This window comes from Coriobacteriaceae bacterium (assembly GCA_025992705.1).
GTDB lineage: Bacteria > Actinomycetota > Coriobacteriia > Coriobacteriales > QAMH01 > QAMH01.
In genome coordinates, this window is the sequence record DAJPGJ010000001.1 from 188,378 (window position 1) to 207,094 (window position 18,717).

Annotated in this window: 17 protein-coding genes; all 17 read right to left on the bottom strand. The window is 60.5% G+C overall.

All coding sequences use genetic code 11. The features are described 5' to 3' along the window. Positions 1 to 15: 15 nt before the first annotated feature. A complete protein-coding gene (gene purN, locus OIM11_00840; protein HJI99695.1) occupies positions 16 to 606 on the bottom strand; it encodes a phosphoribosylglycinamide formyltransferase in 591 nt (196 codons plus the stop codon). Next, positions 599 to 1,648, bottom strand: a complete 1,050-nt coding sequence (purM, locus tag OIM11_00845) for a phosphoribosylformylglycinamidine cyclo-ligase (protein ID HJI99696.1) — start codon at positions 1,646 to 1,648, stop codon at positions 599 to 601. The genes purN and purM overlap by 8 nt, the downstream gene beginning before the upstream one ends. 114 nt (positions 1,649 to 1,762) lie before the next feature. Next, entirely contained in the window at positions 1,763 to 2,476 is a 714-nt protein-coding gene (locus OIM11_00850; protein HJI99697.1) for a LytTR family DNA-binding domain-containing protein, read from the bottom strand. Positions 2,477 to 2,548: 72 nt separating this feature from the next. Then, on the bottom strand, positions 2,549 to 3,940 hold the full coding sequence (locus tag OIM11_00855; GenBank protein ID HJI99698.1) for a histidine kinase: 1,392 nt from the start codon (positions 3,938 to 3,940) through the stop codon (positions 2,549 to 2,551). Between the two features lie 27 nt (positions 3,941 to 3,967). Beyond that, positions 3,968 to 5,221, bottom strand: a complete 1,254-nt coding sequence (locus tag OIM11_00860; GenBank protein ID HJI99699.1) for a hypothetical protein — start codon at positions 5,219 to 5,221, stop codon at positions 3,968 to 3,970. Positions 5,222 to 5,439: 218 nt separating this feature from the next. Continuing rightward, complete coding sequence (gene rnr / locus OIM11_00865) at positions 5,440 to 7,353, bottom strand: ribonuclease R (GenBank protein HJI99700.1); 1,914 nt, start codon at positions 7,351 to 7,353, stop codon at positions 5,440 to 5,442. Positions 7,354 to 7,362: 9 nt separating this feature from the next. Next, positions 7,363 to 8,187, bottom strand: coding sequence for a hypothetical protein (locus OIM11_00870; protein ID HJI99701.1), 825 nt, complete (start codon positions 8,185 to 8,187; stop codon positions 7,363 to 7,365). Positions 8,188 to 8,213: 26 nt separating this feature from the next. After that, positions 8,214 to 8,633 carry a YtxH domain-containing protein gene (locus OIM11_00875; protein HJI99702.1) on the bottom strand — a complete coding sequence of 140 codons (420 nt, stop codon included), beginning with the start codon at positions 8,631 to 8,633 and terminating at the stop codon, positions 8,214 to 8,216. Between the two features lie 184 nt (positions 8,634 to 8,817). Next, positions 8,818 to 10,377, bottom strand: coding sequence for an MBL fold metallo-hydrolase (locus tag OIM11_00880; protein ID HJI99703.1), 1,560 nt, complete (start codon positions 10,375 to 10,377; stop codon positions 8,818 to 8,820). A 51-nt stretch (positions 10,378 to 10,428) separates the two neighbouring features. Continuing rightward, a complete protein-coding gene (locus OIM11_00885; GenBank protein ID HJI99704.1) occupies positions 10,429 to 10,902 on the bottom strand; it encodes a hypothetical protein in 474 nt (157 codons plus the stop codon). A 4-nt stretch (positions 10,903 to 10,906) separates the two neighbouring features. Then, entirely contained in the window at positions 10,907 to 11,404 is a 498-nt protein-coding gene (locus tag OIM11_00890; GenBank protein HJI99705.1) for a septal ring lytic transglycosylase RlpA family protein, read from the bottom strand. 191 nt (positions 11,405 to 11,595) lie between these two features. Then, entirely contained in the window at positions 11,596 to 12,060 is a 465-nt protein-coding gene (gene purE, locus OIM11_00895; protein HJI99706.1) for a 5-(carboxyamino)imidazole ribonucleotide mutase, read from the bottom strand. A gap of 50 nt (positions 12,061 to 12,110) precedes the next feature. Then, the gene (locus OIM11_00900) at positions 12,111 to 12,680 is read right to left on the bottom strand and encodes an NUDIX hydrolase (protein ID HJI99707.1); all 570 of its coding nucleotides are present in this window, start codon (positions 12,678 to 12,680) and stop codon (positions 12,111 to 12,113) included. Then, the gene (purD, locus tag OIM11_00905) at positions 12,668 to 13,951 is read right to left on the bottom strand and encodes a phosphoribosylamine--glycine ligase (protein HJI99708.1); all 1,284 of its coding nucleotides are present in this window, start codon (positions 13,949 to 13,951) and stop codon (positions 12,668 to 12,670) included. The genes OIM11_00900 and purD overlap by 13 nt, the downstream gene beginning before the upstream one ends. A gap of 1 nt (position 13,952) precedes the next feature. Then, a complete protein-coding gene (locus tag OIM11_00910) occupies positions 13,953 to 15,233 on the bottom strand; it encodes an adenylosuccinate synthase (GenBank protein ID HJI99709.1) in 1,281 nt (426 codons plus the stop codon). A gap of 105 nt (positions 15,234 to 15,338) precedes the next feature. Then, positions 15,339 to 16,679 carry a replicative DNA helicase gene (gene dnaB / locus OIM11_00915; GenBank protein HJI99710.1) on the bottom strand — a complete coding sequence of 447 codons (1,341 nt, stop codon included), beginning with the start codon at positions 16,677 to 16,679 and terminating at the stop codon, positions 15,339 to 15,341. A gap of 292 nt (positions 16,680 to 16,971) precedes the next feature. Next, the gene (locus tag OIM11_00920; GenBank protein ID HJI99711.1) at positions 16,972 to 18,546 is read right to left on the bottom strand and encodes a 2-isopropylmalate synthase; all 1,575 of its coding nucleotides are present in this window, start codon (positions 18,544 to 18,546) and stop codon (positions 16,972 to 16,974) included. Positions 18,547 to 18,717: the final 171 nt, after the last annotated feature.

Sequence of the window (18,717 nt, forward strand, 5' to 3'; positions counted from 1 at the left end):
GAATTCGGACTGAAATCAGACCTGGACTTCGCCCTGGGCTATCCGCTGCAAGACCTGGGGATAGTACTCATGCTCGGCCGCATGAATGCGCGTCTCGAGGTCATCGAGCGTGTCGTCAGGCAGCACGGGGACCTCATGTTGGAAGATAATTGGGCCCTTGTCGTACTCCTCGTTCGCAAAATGAATGGTGATTCCCGTCACCTCATCACCCGCTTCGAAGGCATCCTGAATAGCGTGGGCGCCTCGATGTGCCGGCAGCAATGCCGGATGGAGGTTAACGACGCGATTGGGGTACGCGTCGAGCAGCACGGGCGTGACCTTGCGCATGTAGCCAGCCATCGCGACGTAATCAACGTCGCGCTCATTAAGGGCCTCGACGATCCTCGCATCGACCGCCTCGGGGTCATCATAGTCGGCAGGTGTGAAAACCAGCAGGTCAAGCCCCTCGTTTTGAGCGTACTGAATACCCTTGGCGTGATCGTTCGAGGAGACGATGAGCTCGATGGTAGCGTCCAGCTCGCCGGCCTTGATGGCATTGTGGATGGCGACCATGTTCGTGCCCGTACCCGAGATGAATACGGCGAGCTTCATGGGTTCCTTAGCCACGATACACGACCTTCCCATCGCCGGGGATTATCGTCCCGATCTTGAAGACCTTCTCGCCGGTGGACTCAAGCTGCTTAATTGCGGCCTCTTCCACCTCGGGCGGGCAAATCACACACATGCCGATGCCGCAGTTGAAGGTCTTGAGCGCCTCGGTGCGGGACAGACCCGCCTTCTCGACCACGAAGTCGATGATGGGCGGCTGCGTCCACGTGCCCTCGTCAACCTGCGCGTCCACATGGTCGTTGAGAGCACGGTTGAGGTTTTCGGTGATGCCACCGCCGGTAATGTGCGCGACGGCGTGAATCTGGGGCACCGCACGGCGCAGCTCCAGGATGGACTTAACGTAGATGCGCGTCGGAGCGAGCAGAGCGTCGAGCACGGATACGCCATCGAGCTCGTCACGCTCGACCGTAAGCTCGTCGATGCCCATGACCTCGGTGACAGCGCGACGTACGAGCGAAAAGCCGTTGGAGTGAATGCCCGTCGAGGCAAGGCCCAGAATGACGTCACCCTCGGCAACATCAGCGGGGTTGAGCATCTTGGGACGATCGACCACACCTACGCAGAAGCCCGAGAGATCGTAGTCGTCAGGATCCATAACGCCGGGATGCTCCGCCATCTCGCCGCCGATGAGCGCACAGCCCGCCTGACGGCAGCCCTCTGCGATGCCGCCCACCACCTGCGCGATGTGCTCGCTCCTAAGCTTGCCGATAGCGACGTAGTCGAGGAAAAACAGCGGCTCCGCGCCACAAGCCAGAACATCGTTGACGCACATGGCGACCAAGTCTATGCCGACGGTATCGTGCTTGCCGGCCATCTGCGCCAGGGCGAGCTTGGTGCCAACACCATCCGTGCCGCTCACGAGAATGGGATCATCCATCTCTTTGAGCGCAGCGGCAGAGAACAGACCGCCGAAACCGCCGATATCGCCGATGACCTCAGGACGGTACGTCGACTTCACGCTCGCGCGAATCGCATCGACGGCGCGGGCACCCTCGTCAATATCGACGCCGGCGTCCTTGTAGGTGATCTGTTCTGCCATGCTTGCTCCTCTTGTAGAAACGAGACAGTTTGGTCTGACCGGATTGTCTCATTATTAGCTGCCACCGATAAAAAAATGAGACAGTTGCTCTGAGCAACTGTCTCATTATGCAGGTTACAGACCGAGCGCCTTCTTGAGAGAGGAGACGCGTCGGCGCGATACGGGAATCTGCTCGTCCTCGCCGCTGAGCGTGAGCAACAAGGTGCCACCGCTGACAGGATCGACCTCGTTCACGCATGCGAGGTTCACGAGGTAACGACGGTGTACGCGGAAGAAGCCAAGCGGCTCGAGCTTGGCCTCGAGCTGGGCAAGCGAGACCGTCGAAAGATAGCGGTCGTTCTCGGTGTGCAGGTAGGAGTAGTCGTCCTTCGCCATGATGAAGTGGATCTTGCTGGCGGGGATGAGCAGCTTCTTGCCGCCCTTCTCGACGGGAATGCGCTCGTTGGTGGTAGAGCGGCCCTGTGCGGTGATGAGCTGCTTGACCTTGCTGATTGCCTGTATGAGGCGATCGGTCTCGACCGGCTTTACCAGGTAATCGGTCGCGTTTACCTCGAACGCCTTGACGGCAAACTCGCTGTACGCGGTCACGAAAATGATGTAGGGCGGATACTTGAGCTCGTTTAAGGCTTCTGCAAGCTGCAGGCCGTCAACGCCTGGCATGTTCACATCGAGGAACATGATGTCGGCGCCGACCTCCTTAAGCTGCTCGATGGCCTCGCGCACGTTGGTCGCCTCGGCGGCAACTTCGACTTCGCCGGTCTCATCAAGAAGAAAGCGCAGCTCAGAGCGCGCGGGTGCTTCGTCATCAACAATTATGGCTTTGAGCATAGAGTGTCTCCTTTGTGCATCGTTGTCTTGATTCTAACATCAAACGATGTACGCGTGCGAATAATACATGGGCTAGATAATATCCTGCAAATCATGGGCCTCGGCTGAAGCTTTGGGAGCCGACGATTCGAGCGCGGGAGCAGGGCTGCCGCCGACCTCATCATCGCTGATGTCGATACTCTGGTCGACGAGGGCGTCGTATAGGTTGAGGTACACCGTCGTGCCCTTCCCGTACTCCGAATCGATGTAAAGACCGGATATCGCGCCAAAGAAAGCCTTGAGACGCGCGTTGACGTTCTTGAGCGCGATGCCCATGCCCGTCTCCGACTCGCGATCGAGAAGGTTTTCGAGACGCTCGGGCTCTATGCCCACGCCGTCATCGGATACCGAGATCGTGACGCTATCAGATGCACGATACGCCTTGATGGTGATGTTGAGGGGCGTTCCGTCATCGCGCCGACCATGGCCGACGGCGTTCTCGACAAGCGGCTGCAACATGAACGACGGCATCTTGAGCATTTCGAGGCCGGGCTCGATGTCGACATGCAACGTGATGGCGTCATCGCCAAAACGCGCGTTCTGGAACATAAGGTAACGCTCGGTCTGCTCGACCTCCTTGGCCAGGGGAATGAAGTCCTCGGAGTTCTCGAGCATGCGGCGATAGTAGGTCGCGAACTCGCGCAACATGACGCGCGCCTTGACGGGATCGGTTCGCGTAACCGAGGCAATGGTGTTGAGGGTGTTGAAGAGGAAGTGCGGATTGATCTGCGCCTGCATGGCCTTGAGTTCCATGCGGGCGGCGAGCTCGGTCTGCTGTTGCAGATAGGAGAGCGAGAGCTGCGTGGAGAGCAGCTGGGCAAAGCCCTCCGCGATGGCCTTCTGGTTCTCGCCCAGGCTATGGGGATAGCGATAGTAGAACTTGAGCGCACCGACGATGCGCTTGTTGACGATGAGCGCGACGACGATACCCGCCTTGAGCTTGCCCGATTCGCGGCTGAAGCCCACGGCCCCCGAGGTCTCGAGGACGCGTGTGATGCCATCCTCGAGCGTCATGTACGTGCTCATCGTCTGGATGGGCGAGTTGGGCAGGTGATTCTCGCGGTCGAGGCCCGAAAAGCCCAAGACGCGTTCGCGGTTGGTGATGGCGACGGCATCGGCCGTGGCTGCCGGCAGCAGCAACTCGCATACCGCCTGGGCGGAATCGGCATCGAGACCCTGACGCATGAAGGTGACCGTCTTGCTCGCGAGGTCGAGCGTCTGGTTGGACTGACGGGCACGGGCATGGTCGGAAGAGCCCGCCGCGCGCAGCCCGATAATCGTGAGCACGAGCATGGCGATGATGGCGACAAGCGCTACCCACGGCGAGACATCATCGTAGAAGATGATGCCCATGATCGCAAAGAGGCTGAAGACGATGTAGCACACGATGAGCATGGTGTAGCCTGCTACTTTTTGCACGTCCATCGCTTCGCCTCTTCCGTGCGCAGGTACTTACTCTTGATCGGCCGTAACTGCTGAGAAGCGGCTCGTGTAACTTGCGGACGAGCTCTGCAGACCGCTCGTGCCAAGCTGCGTGGCAAGCGCCGAATTGGACCACATGGCGCGCACGATGTTGGGCCACTGATGCTGCAGCTCGAAATAGTTGGCGCAGTTCTCGCGTGCAAACTCGCCGGCATTCTTGATGGTCTTGTTGCCGATGCGGAAGTACTCGGCATGCTCCTTATGGCCGATGGCGCGCAGGTATGCGGTAAGACGCGCACGGCGATGAATGGATGGGTCGAGCCACGGGCCGGGATAGGGATCGAGTGTCGAGGGCGTGATCTGCATGAGGTCAATCTGCGTCTTGGCAAACTCGATCTTGCGCACCTCGTAGAACCAGCGATAGACATCCTGCTCGAAGCGGCTTGAATGCTGCGAACCCTCAGGGGGGAGATGCAGCAGGCTGAACTGGTTGTCGAACCAGACATCATTGCCATACATACGCGCGTTGATGAGATAGTCGAGGTCCTCGCCGCGGGCGATCCACGGGTCGAAGGCGATGCTGCCATACGAATCCGCGTGCAGCACCATGCAGCCGCCACAGCATACGTTGGACCGGCTCAGACGCGGGCCTCTCAGGGCACCGTCGATGTAATCGTTGAAATCGGCCGCCTTGTTCCAGAAACGATCGTACCAGGGCACATCCTCGGGGGCCTTGGGACTATCGTAGCTATCGTAGAAGAAGCCCGTCTTGGCCGTGATGATCGAGCCCGTCGGGGTCTTGCAGGCAATGCCATGCATCGCGCGCTCGAGGAAATCCGCGTTGGGAATGACCTCGTCATCATCGATAAACACTACCGTGTCGTGGCCGAAGATAGAGGCGACGATGAGGCCGAGGTTGCGGATGGCGCCGTAACCCGTGAGACAGGCCGCGCCCTTGTACTCGCCCACGCCGACCTGCTCGAAGCGGCGGTGGATGTGGCGCATCTCGGCATCACCGATGACCACGATGTTGAGGTCCATGAAATGATCGGTGATGGCACGCACGCGCTCGGACGCTTGGTTCTCGACGCCCGGCTCGGCTGCGACGAGCAAAATAATACGATCGACGCCGACGACGTGTCGCAGCGACTCAAGGCAACGGGGCAGCTCACCCGGCTGATCGATCGGGGTCATGTGGTCGTACACGACACCGCGATTAATCGAATGCGTTGACCTGCGCCCACACCAGTACGTGGGAATAACGATTGCCGGATTCAGGTTCATGCGAGACGTCTCTCCTCGGACTACGTTTTGCAAGGCATCAGGGCCATTTGGCACACAACTAGTATAGGGTATCACCCGAACACGCGCGCGTGTTTGTATTTCACGCGAAGAATTATTGAGGCGGGGGTGCCTGGCACGCTGTCTCAAAAACTGGCCAAAACTGATAAAATGCCGATGATATGAGACAGCGTGCCAGGCACCCCCCGCCTCCGTCCCGATCACGCAATCGAGAACGACACGCTGCGCTCACGCGGGTCGACTTCCTCGACGCGCACGCGCAGTTGCTGGCCAATCCGATAGGTGCGTCCCGTCTCCTCGCCTACGAGCGTTTGCGTGAGCGGGTCAAACTCGTGGTATTCACCATGCAGATAATCGAAGCGCACGAAGCCCTCGAGCGTGTTTTCGAGACGCACGTGCAGGCCGCGTGGCACAACGCCCGAGATCGTTCCCGTGAAGACCTCGCCGATGTGCTCGGCAAGATACTCGCAGAGCTTGAGTTCGACGCTATCGCGCTCGGCTTGTTCGGCGATGCGCTCCATCTTCGAGGAATGCTTCGCAAGCCACTGCAGGTGGGTCTCCATGGCGTGCGAGTCCTTGAGCAAACGATGCACCATGAGGTCGGGATAGCGCCTGATGGGACTCGTAAAGTGACAGTAGAACGTGGAAGCCAGGCCAAAGTGACCGATGGGCTCGGTGCTGTAGAAAGCTCGCTCCATCGCGCGAAGCACGAGGTGATTCACGAGCGGTTCCTCGCGCGTACCGCGCGCCTCGTCAAGCACATCCTGGAAGGCCATGGGATTGCCCGTGGTCAGCTCCGAGACGTTGTAGCCGAGCTCGCGCAGCGGGATGAGCAGCGACTCGAGCGCCGCTGCCTTCGGCGGCTCGTGCACGCGATACACAAAGGGGATGTGGTTGCTGTGCGCATGGCGCGCAACGGTCTCGTTGGCGAGAATCATCGCTTCCTCGATCATCGAGGTCGCCTCGGTCTTGTGACGCAACTCGACATGCGTCACCATGCCGCGCTCGTCAAGCTTTGGCTTGGCTTCGACCGTCTCGAAGTCGATGGCCCCGCGCTCGATGCGCAGGGCGAGCAGCTGCTTTGCAAGAGCATCGAAGCGCTTGAGCTTGGGAGCATAGGGGTCGTCTCGCAGACCATCGAGGATTTCCTGCACCTCGTCATAGTTAAAGCGCCGCTTGCTGCAGATGACGCTCGGGTAAATCTCGTATCGTTTGACCGTGCCCGTCTGGTCAAGGTACATGTCGCAGGTCATGGTCAGACGATCAGTGCCGGGCCTGAGCGAGCAGACGTCGTTGCTGAGCTTCTCGGGCAACATGGGAAGCACGCGATCGACCAGGTAGACGCTCGTCGCACGGTCGCGTGCACATATGTCGATATGACTGTCCCAACCCACATAGTGCGAGACATCGGCGATGTGCACACCAAGGCGCAGCATGCCATCGGCCTCGTCGAGCGAGATTGCATCGTCGAAGTCCTTGGCATCTGCCGGATCGATGGTGAAGATGTCACGCATGCGCAGATCGTGTCTGCCGTGCTCGGCAAGGGCCGCCTCCACGTCAACTTCGATTGACTCGGCTTGCTCGAGCGCCTGGGGGCTAAACTTCGTGGGCAAGTCAAGGTTGTGGATGATGATGTCGACGTCCATACCCGGAGCGTCTGCCGCACCGAGCACTTCGACGATGTAGCCTTGCATGGGCTGGTGACGATCGGGATAGCTCGTGATGCGCGCGAGCACGACGTCACCGTCCTGGGCACCCTCCAGACGACCGTCCGTGATAAAGAGATCGTGGCGCACGCGCGGGTCCTGGGCGATGACCACGGCGAGCGGGTCGTTGATCTCAAGCGTGCCGATGAGGTATTCGGTCGCGCGGCTCACCACGCGCACCACCCGAGCCGTACGCTTTGCACCATGCGGTACGTCGCGCGAGCTCACACGCACCTCGACCTTGTCGCCGGGCATGGCGCCTCCGAGCCCGGATTTGGGGATGAAGAAGCTGCCCTCGTCGGTATCGCAAAACGCGTACCCGCGGGCGAGGATGTCGATAGTGCCGATGGGGCCTACGCCCGACCTGCGCGATGCGCCATGGTTTCTGTATGCTCTGCGTCGTGCCATGGCTGCCCCTTAGTCGTCGTGGGAGGCCTTGTCGAACTCCTCCTTGAAGCTCTTGAACATGCCCGATGCACGGCCAAGCTGCTTGCCGAGAAGGTTTGCCGCCTTGTCGACGCCAACGTACTCCCCGCGCTCCTGGGCCTCGCGCTTCTTGGCCTCGTGCTCCTCGGCGGCCTTGCTCGCCTTGTCGCGCACGGCGCCAATCACCTCACCGGCTTTGTACGCACCCTCGTTGATGGCCTCGCCGGCTTTCTTCGTACCCTGCGATGCCGCATGCTTGGTCTTTGCCCAGGCGACACCTGCCGCCGCTGCCGCACCGCCCGTCTCCTCGACGTCCGCCTCGGCATCCTTGACGATGATGGCGCCATCGCGATACCCGACAATCTGCTCGCGAGGGATGAGTGAGCTTCCCAGCAGCACGCGATTTGCGGAATTCGTCGATATGTCGATGTGTTCAATCGTGTAATCGTCGCCGCTGTATACCACGTTGCTCACAAGGCCAATTTCCTGACCGGACTCCGTGCGCACGGGCATGTACTCCCAAATGATGCACGCATCGTAATCGACACCCAAGCGCTTGCACGCCTCGGTATCCCAAGAATCCGCGGCATCGATAACGCTGATGCCCCCTTCGACGGGCTCGATGCGATCGATGGCGGCGAAGCGCTCCTTGCGCTTGACCATGAGCAGCGCATCGGGGCGTTTGATGACGAGCCCCACAACGCGGGGCTCGTTCGGATGAAAGACAGTGGCGCGCACACGACCGAAGCGCTTTAGCTCGCCTTTGGAATTGCGCACGTAGACGTGCAGCTTATGAGCATCGTCAGTTGAAGGCATATGCGATTGGCGTTACGCCGGAAGCGTTACTTGCTTTTGACGGCGTCCGCAGCGGCCTTGGCAGCACCCTCAGCTGCATCCGCGGCAGTATCTGCGGCCTCGGAAACGCTCTCTGCCGCATCTGCGGCGACATCGGAGACATCGGCGGCAACGTCTTGCGGCACGGAGCTATTGCGCGTGATCTGCTCGGCAATGCGATCGCGGGCCTCGTTGATCTTCTCGCGGATGTCGTCTGCATCTGCGTTGGTGGCGACATCTGCGACGCCACGAACCTTGTTGCGGACGGTATCGGCCGTCTGCTGGAAAACCTGCTCGCCATGAGCGGTGTAGTAGTCGACCTTGTCTGCGACAATCTCACGGTTGCGCTCGCCGGAATTAGGCGAAAGAAGCAGGGCTGCAACAGCTCCTACGGCGGCTCCGAGAGTGAAAACGAGAGGCTTGTTCATGATAACCACGCCCTTCCTGGGATTGCTGGTGACAATCATTGTATTCAAGCAGAAACACAATGTGGTTAGGTTACCACCCCCGTATGTATATGGGGAGAAGAAACCCGCATTTTATCGAACCTACAAATAATGAGACGAACGGTGTGGCGACCAGACGATTGTCGCCTGGTCGGGCCAAGCTGTCTCATTTCACGGGGACCATCTTCTCGCGCACGAGAATGAACTGGCCAGGTCCGGACTTGAGGCACACCGGACACACGAAGGTGTCCATGTCCGTCCCCTTGGGCACCTCGGCCTGATAGCCGCAGAAGGTGCAGCGCCAGATCTGGATGACCTTGGTGGTAGGGCCGTCATCATCGGCAGGACCCGCAGGCGTGTCGAGCGGTCTCACTTTGCCCTCCATGCCCGGGGCGATGGGCATACCGCCCTTGGTGCGCACCGGCTCCTTGCTCGGCGGAGCCGCCTGCGGCTTGACGGCACCCACGATGGGCGTGGGTTCGGGCGCGACGTTTTGCACATCGGCCATGATGGGCGCTTCCGGGTTGCGAATCGAATCCACGATGGCTTGCGCGAGAGCATCGAGCTCTCCGTCCTGCTCGTCGGTCATGCGCGACTTGATGGTGAACAGCTCCCCCACGACCTCGTGCTCGGGAATGGCCTCGACCGCATCCATCATCTTCTTGCCCGCGATGGGACCCCAGCTACCGTTCTGGATAAACGAGAAGCGACGGCGGCGCAGGTTATGTCCGACAAAGCAATCGACAAGCTCCTTCATCTTGGGGAACACATCCGCGTTGTAGGTGACGGAGGCCAGCACGATGTTGCTCGCGCGGAAGGCGTCGGCCAACACGTAGCTCGGGTCGGTCACGGACAGGTCGTAGAGGGCCAGGTCGTGAATGCCCGCATCGCTCAGCTTGAAGGCAAGCTTCTCGGCCACATCGCGCGTGCCCCCGTAGACCGAGGCGTAAGCAATGACAACGCCCTCGTCCTCGGGCTCATAGCTCGCCCAGCTGCGGTACTTGGATTTAATCAGATCGATGTTGTCCCTGATGATGGGGCCATGCAGCGGGCAAATCATCTTGATGTCGAGCGTGTCGGCTTTGTCGAGGAGCTCGTTGACCTGGGTTCCGTACTTGCCCACGATGTTGGCGTAATAGCGGCGCACCTCGTCGAGCAGCTCGTCCTCGAAATCGTACATGTCATCGAAAAGACGTCCGTCTAGGCCGCCAAAGGAGCCGAAGGCATCGGCCGAGAACAGAATCTTATCCTCGACATCGTAGGTGACCATGACCTCGGGCCAGTGCACCATGGGGGCCGTCGCAAAGGCGAGCGTGTGCGTTCCGGTCTCGATAGAATCGCCATCGCCCACGACCATGCAGCGAGCCGCGAGCTCGGGGTCGAAGAACTGCCCGATAAGCGTCTTGCAAATCTTGGTGCAGACGAGCTGTGCCTCTGGATGCATGGTGGCCATGGCACCGAGCGTGGCACTGTGATCGGGCTCCATGTGCGAGACGATGATGTAGTCGATCTTGCGCCCGTCAAGCAGATAGTCGACCGTCTCGAAGAAGCGCTCCTCGACCGCGCGGTCGATGGTGTCGAAGAGCACGACCTTCTCGTCGAGCAGCAGATAGTTGTTGTAGGACATGCCGTGCGGCACTGGATGACTAGCCTCGAACAACCCGAGACGCTTGTCGTCTCCGCCAATCCAATACAGGCCTTCGGCGAGCTTCTGTTCGCAATGCATGGTGCCTCCTCAGAACGCAGATGACGTCTTGAGGCAAGTATAGATTTGCGCCTACATCGCGGCAAGGAAGGCGATCATGCCATCGACATCGGGCATGTCGTCCGCATCGGGCTCGAACGCCCAGGCGATGATCTCGATGGCGCAGTTCATCGCCCCAAGCGCGACGAAGTCATTGGCGAAGGACACCGTCGTGCGCATAAGGGCGTAGCCCTGCGGAGCCGTCACCTCGAGCTCCTCGAGCCATGACGTGTGCCCGGCAAGCTGGCGGTCCTGCGGAGCCGCCTTGCCCTGCAGCTCGATGATGACGTGCTCGAGCAGATGCGCGAGCTCCGTACCCACGATCTCGTCACCGAAGCTGCCGTCACCGGCACCGTTCACGCAGACATGATTCGCGAGGTTGGGAAGCAGTTCGAGAATGCGGCTGGCTTGCTCCTCGGTGACATGCAGCGTGTCGATTGCCATGCCGACCTCAAGGTCGAGAGCGCCATTGCGTACGCATATGTTTTGGATTTCGAGTGCGTCCATGAGACTACGCCATGACGCGGTACTGGACCGTACCGACGCCGTCAAAATCGAGGGCCCACGCAATGGCGGGTTGCAAGTCAAGGTCACGTCCCGTAATGAAGGGGCCGCGGTCATGCACGGTCGCGTTCACGACCTTGCCGTCGTACATGATCTGGATCTGGGTGCCCAGGGGAAGCGTCTTATGCGCCACACCCATGGAGCTTTCGGTCACGATGCTGCCATCCGAGCAGCCCGAGCCCATGAGCCCGTCGCCGATGCCGTAGGTGCTGGCGCCGCAGCTCGTCCATTCGACGGGTTCGTCGAAGTTGCCGAGATAGCTCTGGGCGTCGATGGCGCTTCCCGAGGCGAGCGCCGCATCGTTGAGAGTGCGGGTGACGGCTCCCATGAGCTTGCCGTCGATCGTCGCGTCGTCTTCGGCTGCAAGGGCAGGTGCGCTCGAGCCGAGTATGAGCGCGCCCGCCACTCCAAATGCAGCCAGCGATCTTGCTACGTTTATGTTCATGACTCTTTCCGTGTTCGTAGTTCGAATGTGCATCATTTCGCGTTGCAACGGCTTAAAACCCTAGCCGAAGCCCCGACAAAGACGCAAGGAAATGTGAAGAATCTGTGAAACCAAAGGTGGAGCGCCTGTGGATGTGAAGAGGACATGAAGGGAAAGGCGCTCCCGGAGGAGCGCCTTTGCCATATGACGCATTATTTGCCGGCGAGCTCGCGCTTGTACTCGATGATGGCCTTGCGGTACTCGGGCACCGCGACGCCGAGAATCTCCGTCGCGAGGATCGCGGCGTTCTTGGTGCCGTTGATGGCGACGCAGGCCAGGGGCACGCCCGTGGGCATCTGAACCGTGGAGAGCAGAGAGTCCATGCCGCCCAGGTCGCTCGTCTTCATGGGCACGGCAATGACAGGCAGCGGCGTATGCGATGCCACGACACCACCGAGCGCTGCGGCCTTGCCAGCGCCGGCGATGATGACCTTGAGACCGCGCTCCTCGGCGCTTGTCGCCCAGTCACGCACATCATCGGGATTACGATGCGCAGAGTGAATGACGAACTCGTAGGGCACGCCGAACTTCTCGAGCATCTCCTTGCAACCCTCGAAATCCGGGGCATCCGATTTGGAGCCCAGAATGATTCCTACCAGCGGTTTTTCTGCGGACATCTCTTCTCCTCACTCGTGCAACCGCACAGACGCCTGTTCTCTGCGGAGCTCTACATTCTATGGCGCAGCGCATCGCATATGAGCGCGGCAATAACGGTCTTGGAGTCCTCGATGCGACCGTCGAGGACGGAGTCGATGAGCGACTCGATGCTCACCCACTCGGCGACGACGAACTCGTCATCATCCGGATGAGCCGAGCCCGGCATCAAATCGGTTGCCATGTACAGATGGATGATCTCGTCGCTATACCCCACGGCCACGGCAATGGAGGCAAGACGGCGGATTTGCCCTGCTGCGTAGCCCGTCTCCTCCGCGAGCTCGCGGCGCACGGCGTCCTCGGGATCCTCGCCGGGGTCGATCTTGCCTGCGGGAACCTCGATAGTCACGCGCTCGAGCGCCGTGCGGTACTGACGCACGATGAGCACACGGCCCTGGTCATCGAGCGCGATGACGCACACCGCGCCAGGGTGACGAATGACCTCGTGCTGCGTCTTGTGCCCGTTGGGCAACTCAATGTCGACGGAATCGACCTTGACCAGGCGTCCCTCGAAGCTGCGCACGGAACTGAGGATCTTCTCGCTGATCGCGGGATCCTCGAAGTGCTCGATTAGCTCTCCCATGCGCTGCGGCCCCTCATGGCACGGGCGCCGATGTCGCGACGCATGAACTTGCCGTCCCAGTTGATGAGGTCGCAGGCCTCGTAGGCGCGGTCGCGCGCGGCCTCGAAGGTATCACCGAGTGCGGTGACATTGAGGACGCGGCCTCCGTTGGTGTAGACCTTGCCATCGACGACCTTGGTGCCGGCATGGTAGACGTGCACGCCCGGCAACGCGTTGGCCTCGTCGATGCCCGTGATCTCGCGGCCCTTCTCGTAATCGCCAGGGTAGCCCTCGCTCGCGAGCACGACGCTCACGGCCCACTCGGGGCGCCAGGAAAGCTCGACCTCACTCAGGCGCTGCTGGGCAGTCGCGACCATGACATCGACCAGGTCGGTCTCGAGACGCGGCAGGACGACCTGCGTCTCCGGGTCGCCAAAGCGTGCGTTGAACTCGAGCAGTTTGGGGCCTTCCGGCGTAAGCATGAAACCGCCATAGAGGACGCCTCGATAGTCGATGTCCTCCTCGCGCAGACCGGCGACGGCACGCTCCATGATGTCGATCATGGTCGCATGCTCCTCATCGGTGACGATGGGCACCGGCGAATACACGCCCATGCCGCCCGTATTGGGGCCCTCGTCGTTCTCGTAGGCACGCTTGTGATCCTGCGAGGGAGCCATGGGAAGCACGGTGATGCCATCGGTAAAGGCGAGCATGGAGCACTCGGGGCCGGTCATCATCTCCTCGATGACGACCGTGGAGCCCGCCTCGCCAAAGCGACCGTCAAAGCACTCGCAAATGGCTTCGTCGGCCTCCTCCTTGGTGAGCGCAACCGTAACGCCCTTGCCCGCCGCCAAGCCGTCGGCCTTGACGACGATGGGAGCGCCATGCTCGTTGAGATAGGCCAACGCGGAATCGCAATCCGTGAAGGTGCCATATGCCGCCGTGGGCAGGTCGTACTTCATCATGAGGCTCTTGGAGAAGTCCTTGGAGCCTTCGAGACGCGCACCCGCGGCACCGGGGCCAAAGCAATCGATGCCAGCCCCACGCACGGCATCGGCGACACCGGCGACAAGCGGAGCCTCCGGGCCGATGACCACGAGCTCGCAACCATTGGCGCGGGCAAAATCGACGACGGCCTGACCGTCCTCAATGTCGAGGTCAACGTTAGTGCCGAGCTCTGCCGTTCCACCGTTACCAGGTGCGATGAAGAGCTGGTCGCACTTGGGCGACTCGACAAGCGCCGTGGCGATGGCGCACTCGCGCCCGCCGCTTCCCAAAAGCAGGATATTCATGTTAGTTCCATCCTCTCATGATGGTCTGATCGCGGTCGGGGCCAACCGTGACGATGCTGATGGGAACGCCCGCGAGCTCCTCGAGGCGCTCGACGTAATCGCGGGCCTCCTGCGGAAGCTCCTCGTAGGTGCGGCAGGCGGAGATATCGCACTGCCAGCTGGGCATCTCCTCGTAGATGGGCTTGGCATGATGGAAAGCCGTCTGGTTCGTGGGCACGTTATCGTAGATGACACCGTCTGCCTCGTAGGCCGTGCAGATCTGGATCTTGTCGACGGCACCGAGCACGTCGAGCTTGGTGAGCGCGATGTCGGTGAGACCGTTGACGTCGGCTGCGTAGCGGATGATGACGGCATCGTACCAACCGCAACGGCGCTTGCGACCCGTGGTGACGCCGACCTCATGACCGGCCTCTCCCAGCGTCTTGCCGTACTCGTCGAAGAGCTCCGTGGGAAACGGGCCGCTGCCGACGCGTGTCATGTACGCCTTGGCGATGCCGAGAACGCGATCGATGCGCGTGGGGCCCACGCCCGTGCCCGTCATGGCGCCACCTGCCGTACAGTTGCTCGAGGTGACGAAGGGATAGGTGCCGTGGTCGATGTCGAGCTGCGTGGCTTGCGCGCCCTCGAAGAGCACCGACTTGCCAGCACGTAGCTCGGAGTTGAGCAGCTGGCTCGCGTCGACGACATGCTTGCGAATCATGTCCGCGTAGCCAAGGTACTCGTCCAGGATCTCATCGACGGTGAACGTGGGCATGTCGTAGACGTTTTGCAGGATGTCGTTCTTGATGGCGAGTGCCGTCTCGAGCTTCTCACGCAGGATCTTCTTGTCGAGCAAGTCCTGGATGCGAATGCCGATGCGTGCGTACTTGTCCTGGTAGCACGGGCCGATGCCGCGCTTGGTCGTGCCAATCTTGTTGGCACCCAGACGGGCTTCGGTGGCACCGTCGAGGACGCGATGGTAGGGCATGATGACGTGCGCGTTGCTGCTGATGAGGAGACGCTCCGTGGAGATGCCCTGCTCCTCGAGCCCGGCCATCTCATCGCAAAGCACCTTGGGGTCGACAACGCAGCCATTGCCGATGAGCGGCGTCACGCTCTCGTACATGATGCCCGATGGAATAAGGTGCAAGGCGAGTTTGGTGTCTCCGTAGATGACGGTGTGACCGGCGTTGTTTCCGCCCTGGAAGCGGACGACGTAATCGTAATCGGAAGCAAGCAGGTCTGTGACCTTGCCCTTGCCCTCGTCGCCCCACTGGGTCCCAACTAATATAGTGCCTGACATGTGGTTCTCCTTAATGAGAGGCTCAGCGCGTTCGCGCGAAACATCATTGTATCGAATGTGAAGGACTATACGCGGAGGATTCGAGGGGAATGCGAGAGAGCCGCCCTAGTACCTGTCATCCGGGCGAGCGAGGTTATCGAAGCGCGTGAACTCGCTCTGGAATGCTAGGCTCACGGTGCCGATGGGACCATTGCGGTGCTTGGCCACGATGACGTCTGCCGTGTTGAGCGGCGGGCGATCCTCCTGCTCGGCCTCTTTCTCGGACAGAGAGCGGTCAAGGAACATGACGATATCGGCGTCTTGCTCGATGGCGCCGGATTCGCGCAAGTCCGACAGGATGGGACGCTTGCCTTGACGCGACTCGACAGCACGGGAAAGCTGCGAGAGCGCGATGATGGGCATGTCCATCTCCTTCGCGAGAATCTTGAGGCCACGGGAAATCTCCGCGATCTCTACCTGGCGGGACTCCGTACGCGTGTTTTGCGGCTGCATGAGCTGCAGGTAGTCAACGATGATGAGGCCCTTTTGCGGCTCGACGTTGCGCAGCTGACGACGCGCCTTGGCGCGCACCTCGAGAATGGAGGCGCTCGGGGTATCGTCGACCCAAAGTTGCAGCTTGGAGAGCGTATCTGACGCGTTGACGAGCGTGACCCAGTCCTGGCCGCTCATCTGGCCCGTTTGCATCTTCTTGGAGTTGATGCGCGTCTCGGTCGAGAGCACGCGTTGCACAAGCTGCGTGGCTGACATCTCGAGCGAGAAAAAGGCGACCGACGTGCCAAGCTGGGCAGCGCGACTCGCAATGTTGAGCGCGAGTGCCGTCTTGCCGACGGAAGGACGGGCGGCGAGGATGACGAGGTCGCCACCGCGCAGGCCGCCAAAGAGATCATCGAGGTCCTTGAAGCCCGTGCGCACGCCATTGTAGCGGCTCTTGGTGTTGGCGAGCTCCTGGAGCTCGTTGAAGGTCTCGACCACGAGCGAGCTCATGGACTTGAAGTTGGTGGAAACGCGCTTGTTGGTGACATCGAAGAGGAGCTTCTCGGATGTCTCGACGACCTCATCGAGGTCATCTGGCGCATCGTAACCGAGCGCGGTGATGCGTACGGCGGCACCGATGAGGTCGCGCAGCATGGCAGCGCGCTTGACGATGTCTGCGTGATGAGCCCAGTTGGCCAATGCATAGGTGTTGTTGCCGAGCTCGACGATGTAGGATTTGCCGCCCACGGCATCGAGGTCTCCACGCGTCTTGAGACGATCGGCCAGGGAAAGCTGATCGATGGGGGCGTTCTTGTTGTAGAGCTCCTCCATAGCCTCGAAGATCTTGCGGTGCGCAGGACGGTAGAACTCCTTGGCCGAAAGCTTCATGAGCGCTTCCTCGACGACCTCGGTGTCCTGGCCGAGCAGCATGGCCGCAAGCACGGCCTTCTCGGCATCGATATCCTGCGGCATGATGCGCTCAACCGAATTGTTAGCACTCGATGTATAGGCAAGCTCTGGCATGGTGCGCTCGCATCTCCTCGTTGGGTTGTCCTTTTCAGGGGTGACCACCATACCCGTTTGGTGAGACACGATTGTCCGCGTTTGCGCGCATTAACACCCGATGTGGAGACCAAAGCGCCATCACAAGGGGGAAATGCCGAGTTTTCCACTTATAAACGGATTTTCAAACTTTCTCGAATGGCAAAGGGGGTTGTCATTTCGACCAAAGGCACGCGGCGGCACCCGCTCGAAATGACAGGGACTAGATGTGCGCAGGGGCGTCGCTGCCGCTCTCGGCGCGTTGGGCGTTGCGTCGTTGCTGGTCAATCATGCGATTGAGCGCGTTGACGTAGGCCTTGCCCGAGCTCACCGTTATATCGCGGTCGCTACCACGACCGATGAAGATGGCTCCATCGTGATCCATGATGCGCACCGTCACTTCGCCCAGGGCGTCAATACCACGCGTTACCGCCTTGACCGAATACTCCATGAGGTCGTTCTCTGCCTGAACGACCTTGTTGATGGCCGAGTACATGGCATCGATGGGTCCCGAGCCGATCTCGCAAGCAGTGTGCACCTCGCCAGCCTCATCGGTAATGGTCACGGTTGCCGTCGAGACAAGCGGCTGACCGCAGGAAATCTGGACGGCGTCGAGGCGATAGATGGCGTTCTCGTTTCGGTCCTGCTCGCCCATGAGCGAATGCAGGTCCTCGTCGTAGACTTCCTTCTTGCTATCGGCGAGCTCGAGAAATGCCGCGTGGACCTGCTCGAACTTGTCGTCCGGAATGTTTGCGTATCCCAAATCCTCAAGACGCTTGCGCAGGGCAGCATGCCCGCTGCGGGCAGTGAGCACGATCTGGCTTCCGGAAACACCCACGTCCTCGGGCGCAATGATTTCGTAGGTGGTGCGGTTCTTGATGACGCCATCTTGGTGGATGCCCGAGCTATGCGCAAAAGCGTTTGCGCCGACCACGGCCTTGTTGGGCTGCACGTTGATGCCCGTAATGGACGAGACGAGGCGGCTTGTGTGCGCGAACTCGGTCGTGTTGATGTCCGTGTGAGCATCAAGCTCGTCCTCGTGCATCTTGATCGCCATGACGACTTCCTCCATGGCGGTATTGCCCGCGCGCTCGCCCAGGCCGTTGATGGTGCACTCGACCTGCGTGGCGCCGTTCATCACGCCCGCGAGCGAAAGCGCCGTTGCCATGCCCAGGTCATTATGACAATGCACGGAGACGCAGACGTCCTCGATGCCATTGACATGCTCCATGAGATAGCGGATGCGCTGGCCGAACTCCCACGGCACGCTGAAGCCCGTGGTGTCGGGAATGTTCACGACCGTCGCACCGGCCTTGATGACGGCCTCGAGCATGCGGGCCAGGTCCTCGTAAGGGGCGCGTCCGGCATCCTCGGCATAGAACTCGACGTCGTCGACGTACTTGCGGGCATGACGTACGGCGGCAGCGCCTTGATCGATGGCCTCGTCAAGCGACATGCCCTTGAACTTGTAACAAAGATGCTCGGGCGAGACGCCAATGCCCGTGTGGATACGCGGGCGTGCGGCAACCTCGAGCGCCTCGGCGCACACATCGATATCATGCTCGACGGCACGCGTGAGGCCAGCGACGATGCACTGGTCACCGCAGGTAATGGCGATATCCTGGACGGACTTGAAGTCACCGGGGCTCGACACGGGAAAGCCCGCCTCGATGACGTCGACATTGAGACGAAGAAGCTGTCGCGTAATGACGAGCTTCTCCTGGGCGTTCATGCTTGCCCCTGGTGACTGCTCGCCATCGCGCAGCGTGGTATCGAATATGGCGATCTTCCTGCTCATGACGTCCTCCCGCAAAATGAGACAAATCGTGCCGGGCGAGTTTTGTCTCATTTGTTTCCGGTGCCTGCTCATAATGAGACAACGTCTCTGAGCAACTGTCTCATTACGAAGCGAATACTACCCGAGCTAGGCGCAAACGCAAGGGAAGGCGGGGTGTTCATGCCCCGAGAA

Bases quoted from the DNA above. Each gene is read 5' to 3' on its own strand.
- purM (HJI99696.1), bottom strand. From the start codon at position 1,648: ATGGCAGAACAGATCACCTACAAGGACGCCGGCGTCGATATTGACGAG.
- OIM11_00850 (HJI99697.1), bottom strand. From the start codon at position 2,476: ATGCTCAAAGCCATAATTGTTGATGACGAAGCACCCGCGCGCTCTGAG.
- OIM11_00855 (HJI99698.1), bottom strand. From the start codon at position 3,940: ATGGACGTGCAAAAAGTAGCAGGCTACACCATGCTCATCGTGTGCTAC.
- OIM11_00860 (HJI99699.1), bottom strand. From the start codon at position 5,221: ATGAACCTGAATCCGGCAATCGTTATTCCCACGTACTGGTGTGGGCGC.
- rnr (HJI99700.1), bottom strand. From the start codon at position 7,353: ATGGCACGACGCAGAGCATACAGAAACCATGGCGCATCGCGCAGGTCG.
- OIM11_00870 (HJI99701.1), bottom strand. From the start codon at position 8,187: ATGCCTTCAACTGACGATGCTCATAAGCTGCACGTCTACGTGCGCAAT.
- OIM11_00875 (HJI99702.1), bottom strand. From the start codon at position 8,633: ATGAACAAGCCTCTCGTTTTCACTCTCGGAGCCGCCGTAGGAGCTGTT.
- OIM11_00880 (HJI99703.1), bottom strand. From the start codon at position 10,377: ATGCATTGCGAACAGAAGCTCGCCGAAGGCCTGTATTGGATTGGCGGA.
- OIM11_00885 (HJI99704.1), bottom strand. From the start codon at position 10,902: ATGGACGCACTCGAAATCCAAAACATATGCGTACGCAATGGCGCTCTC.
- OIM11_00890 (HJI99705.1), bottom strand. From the start codon at position 11,404: ATGAACATAAACGTAGCAAGATCGCTGGCTGCATTTGGAGTGGCGGGC.
- purE (HJI99706.1), bottom strand. From the start codon at position 12,060: ATGTCCGCAGAAAAACCGCTGGTAGGAATCATTCTGGGCTCCAAATCG.
- OIM11_00900 (HJI99707.1), bottom strand. From the start codon at position 12,680: ATGGGAGAGCTAATCGAGCACTTCGAGGATCCCGCGATCAGCGAGAAG.
- purD (HJI99708.1), bottom strand. From the start codon at position 13,951: ATGAATATCCTGCTTTTGGGAAGCGGCGGGCGCGAGTGCGCCATCGCC.
- OIM11_00910 (HJI99709.1), bottom strand. From the start codon at position 15,233: ATGTCAGGCACTATATTAGTTGGGACCCAGTGGGGCGACGAGGGCAAG.
- dnaB (HJI99710.1), bottom strand. From the start codon at position 16,679: ATGCCGCAGGATATCGATGCCGAGAAGGCCGTGCTTGCGGCCATGCTG.
- OIM11_00920 (HJI99711.1), bottom strand. From the start codon at position 18,546: ATGAGCAGGAAGATCGCCATATTCGATACCACGCTGCGCGATGGCGAG.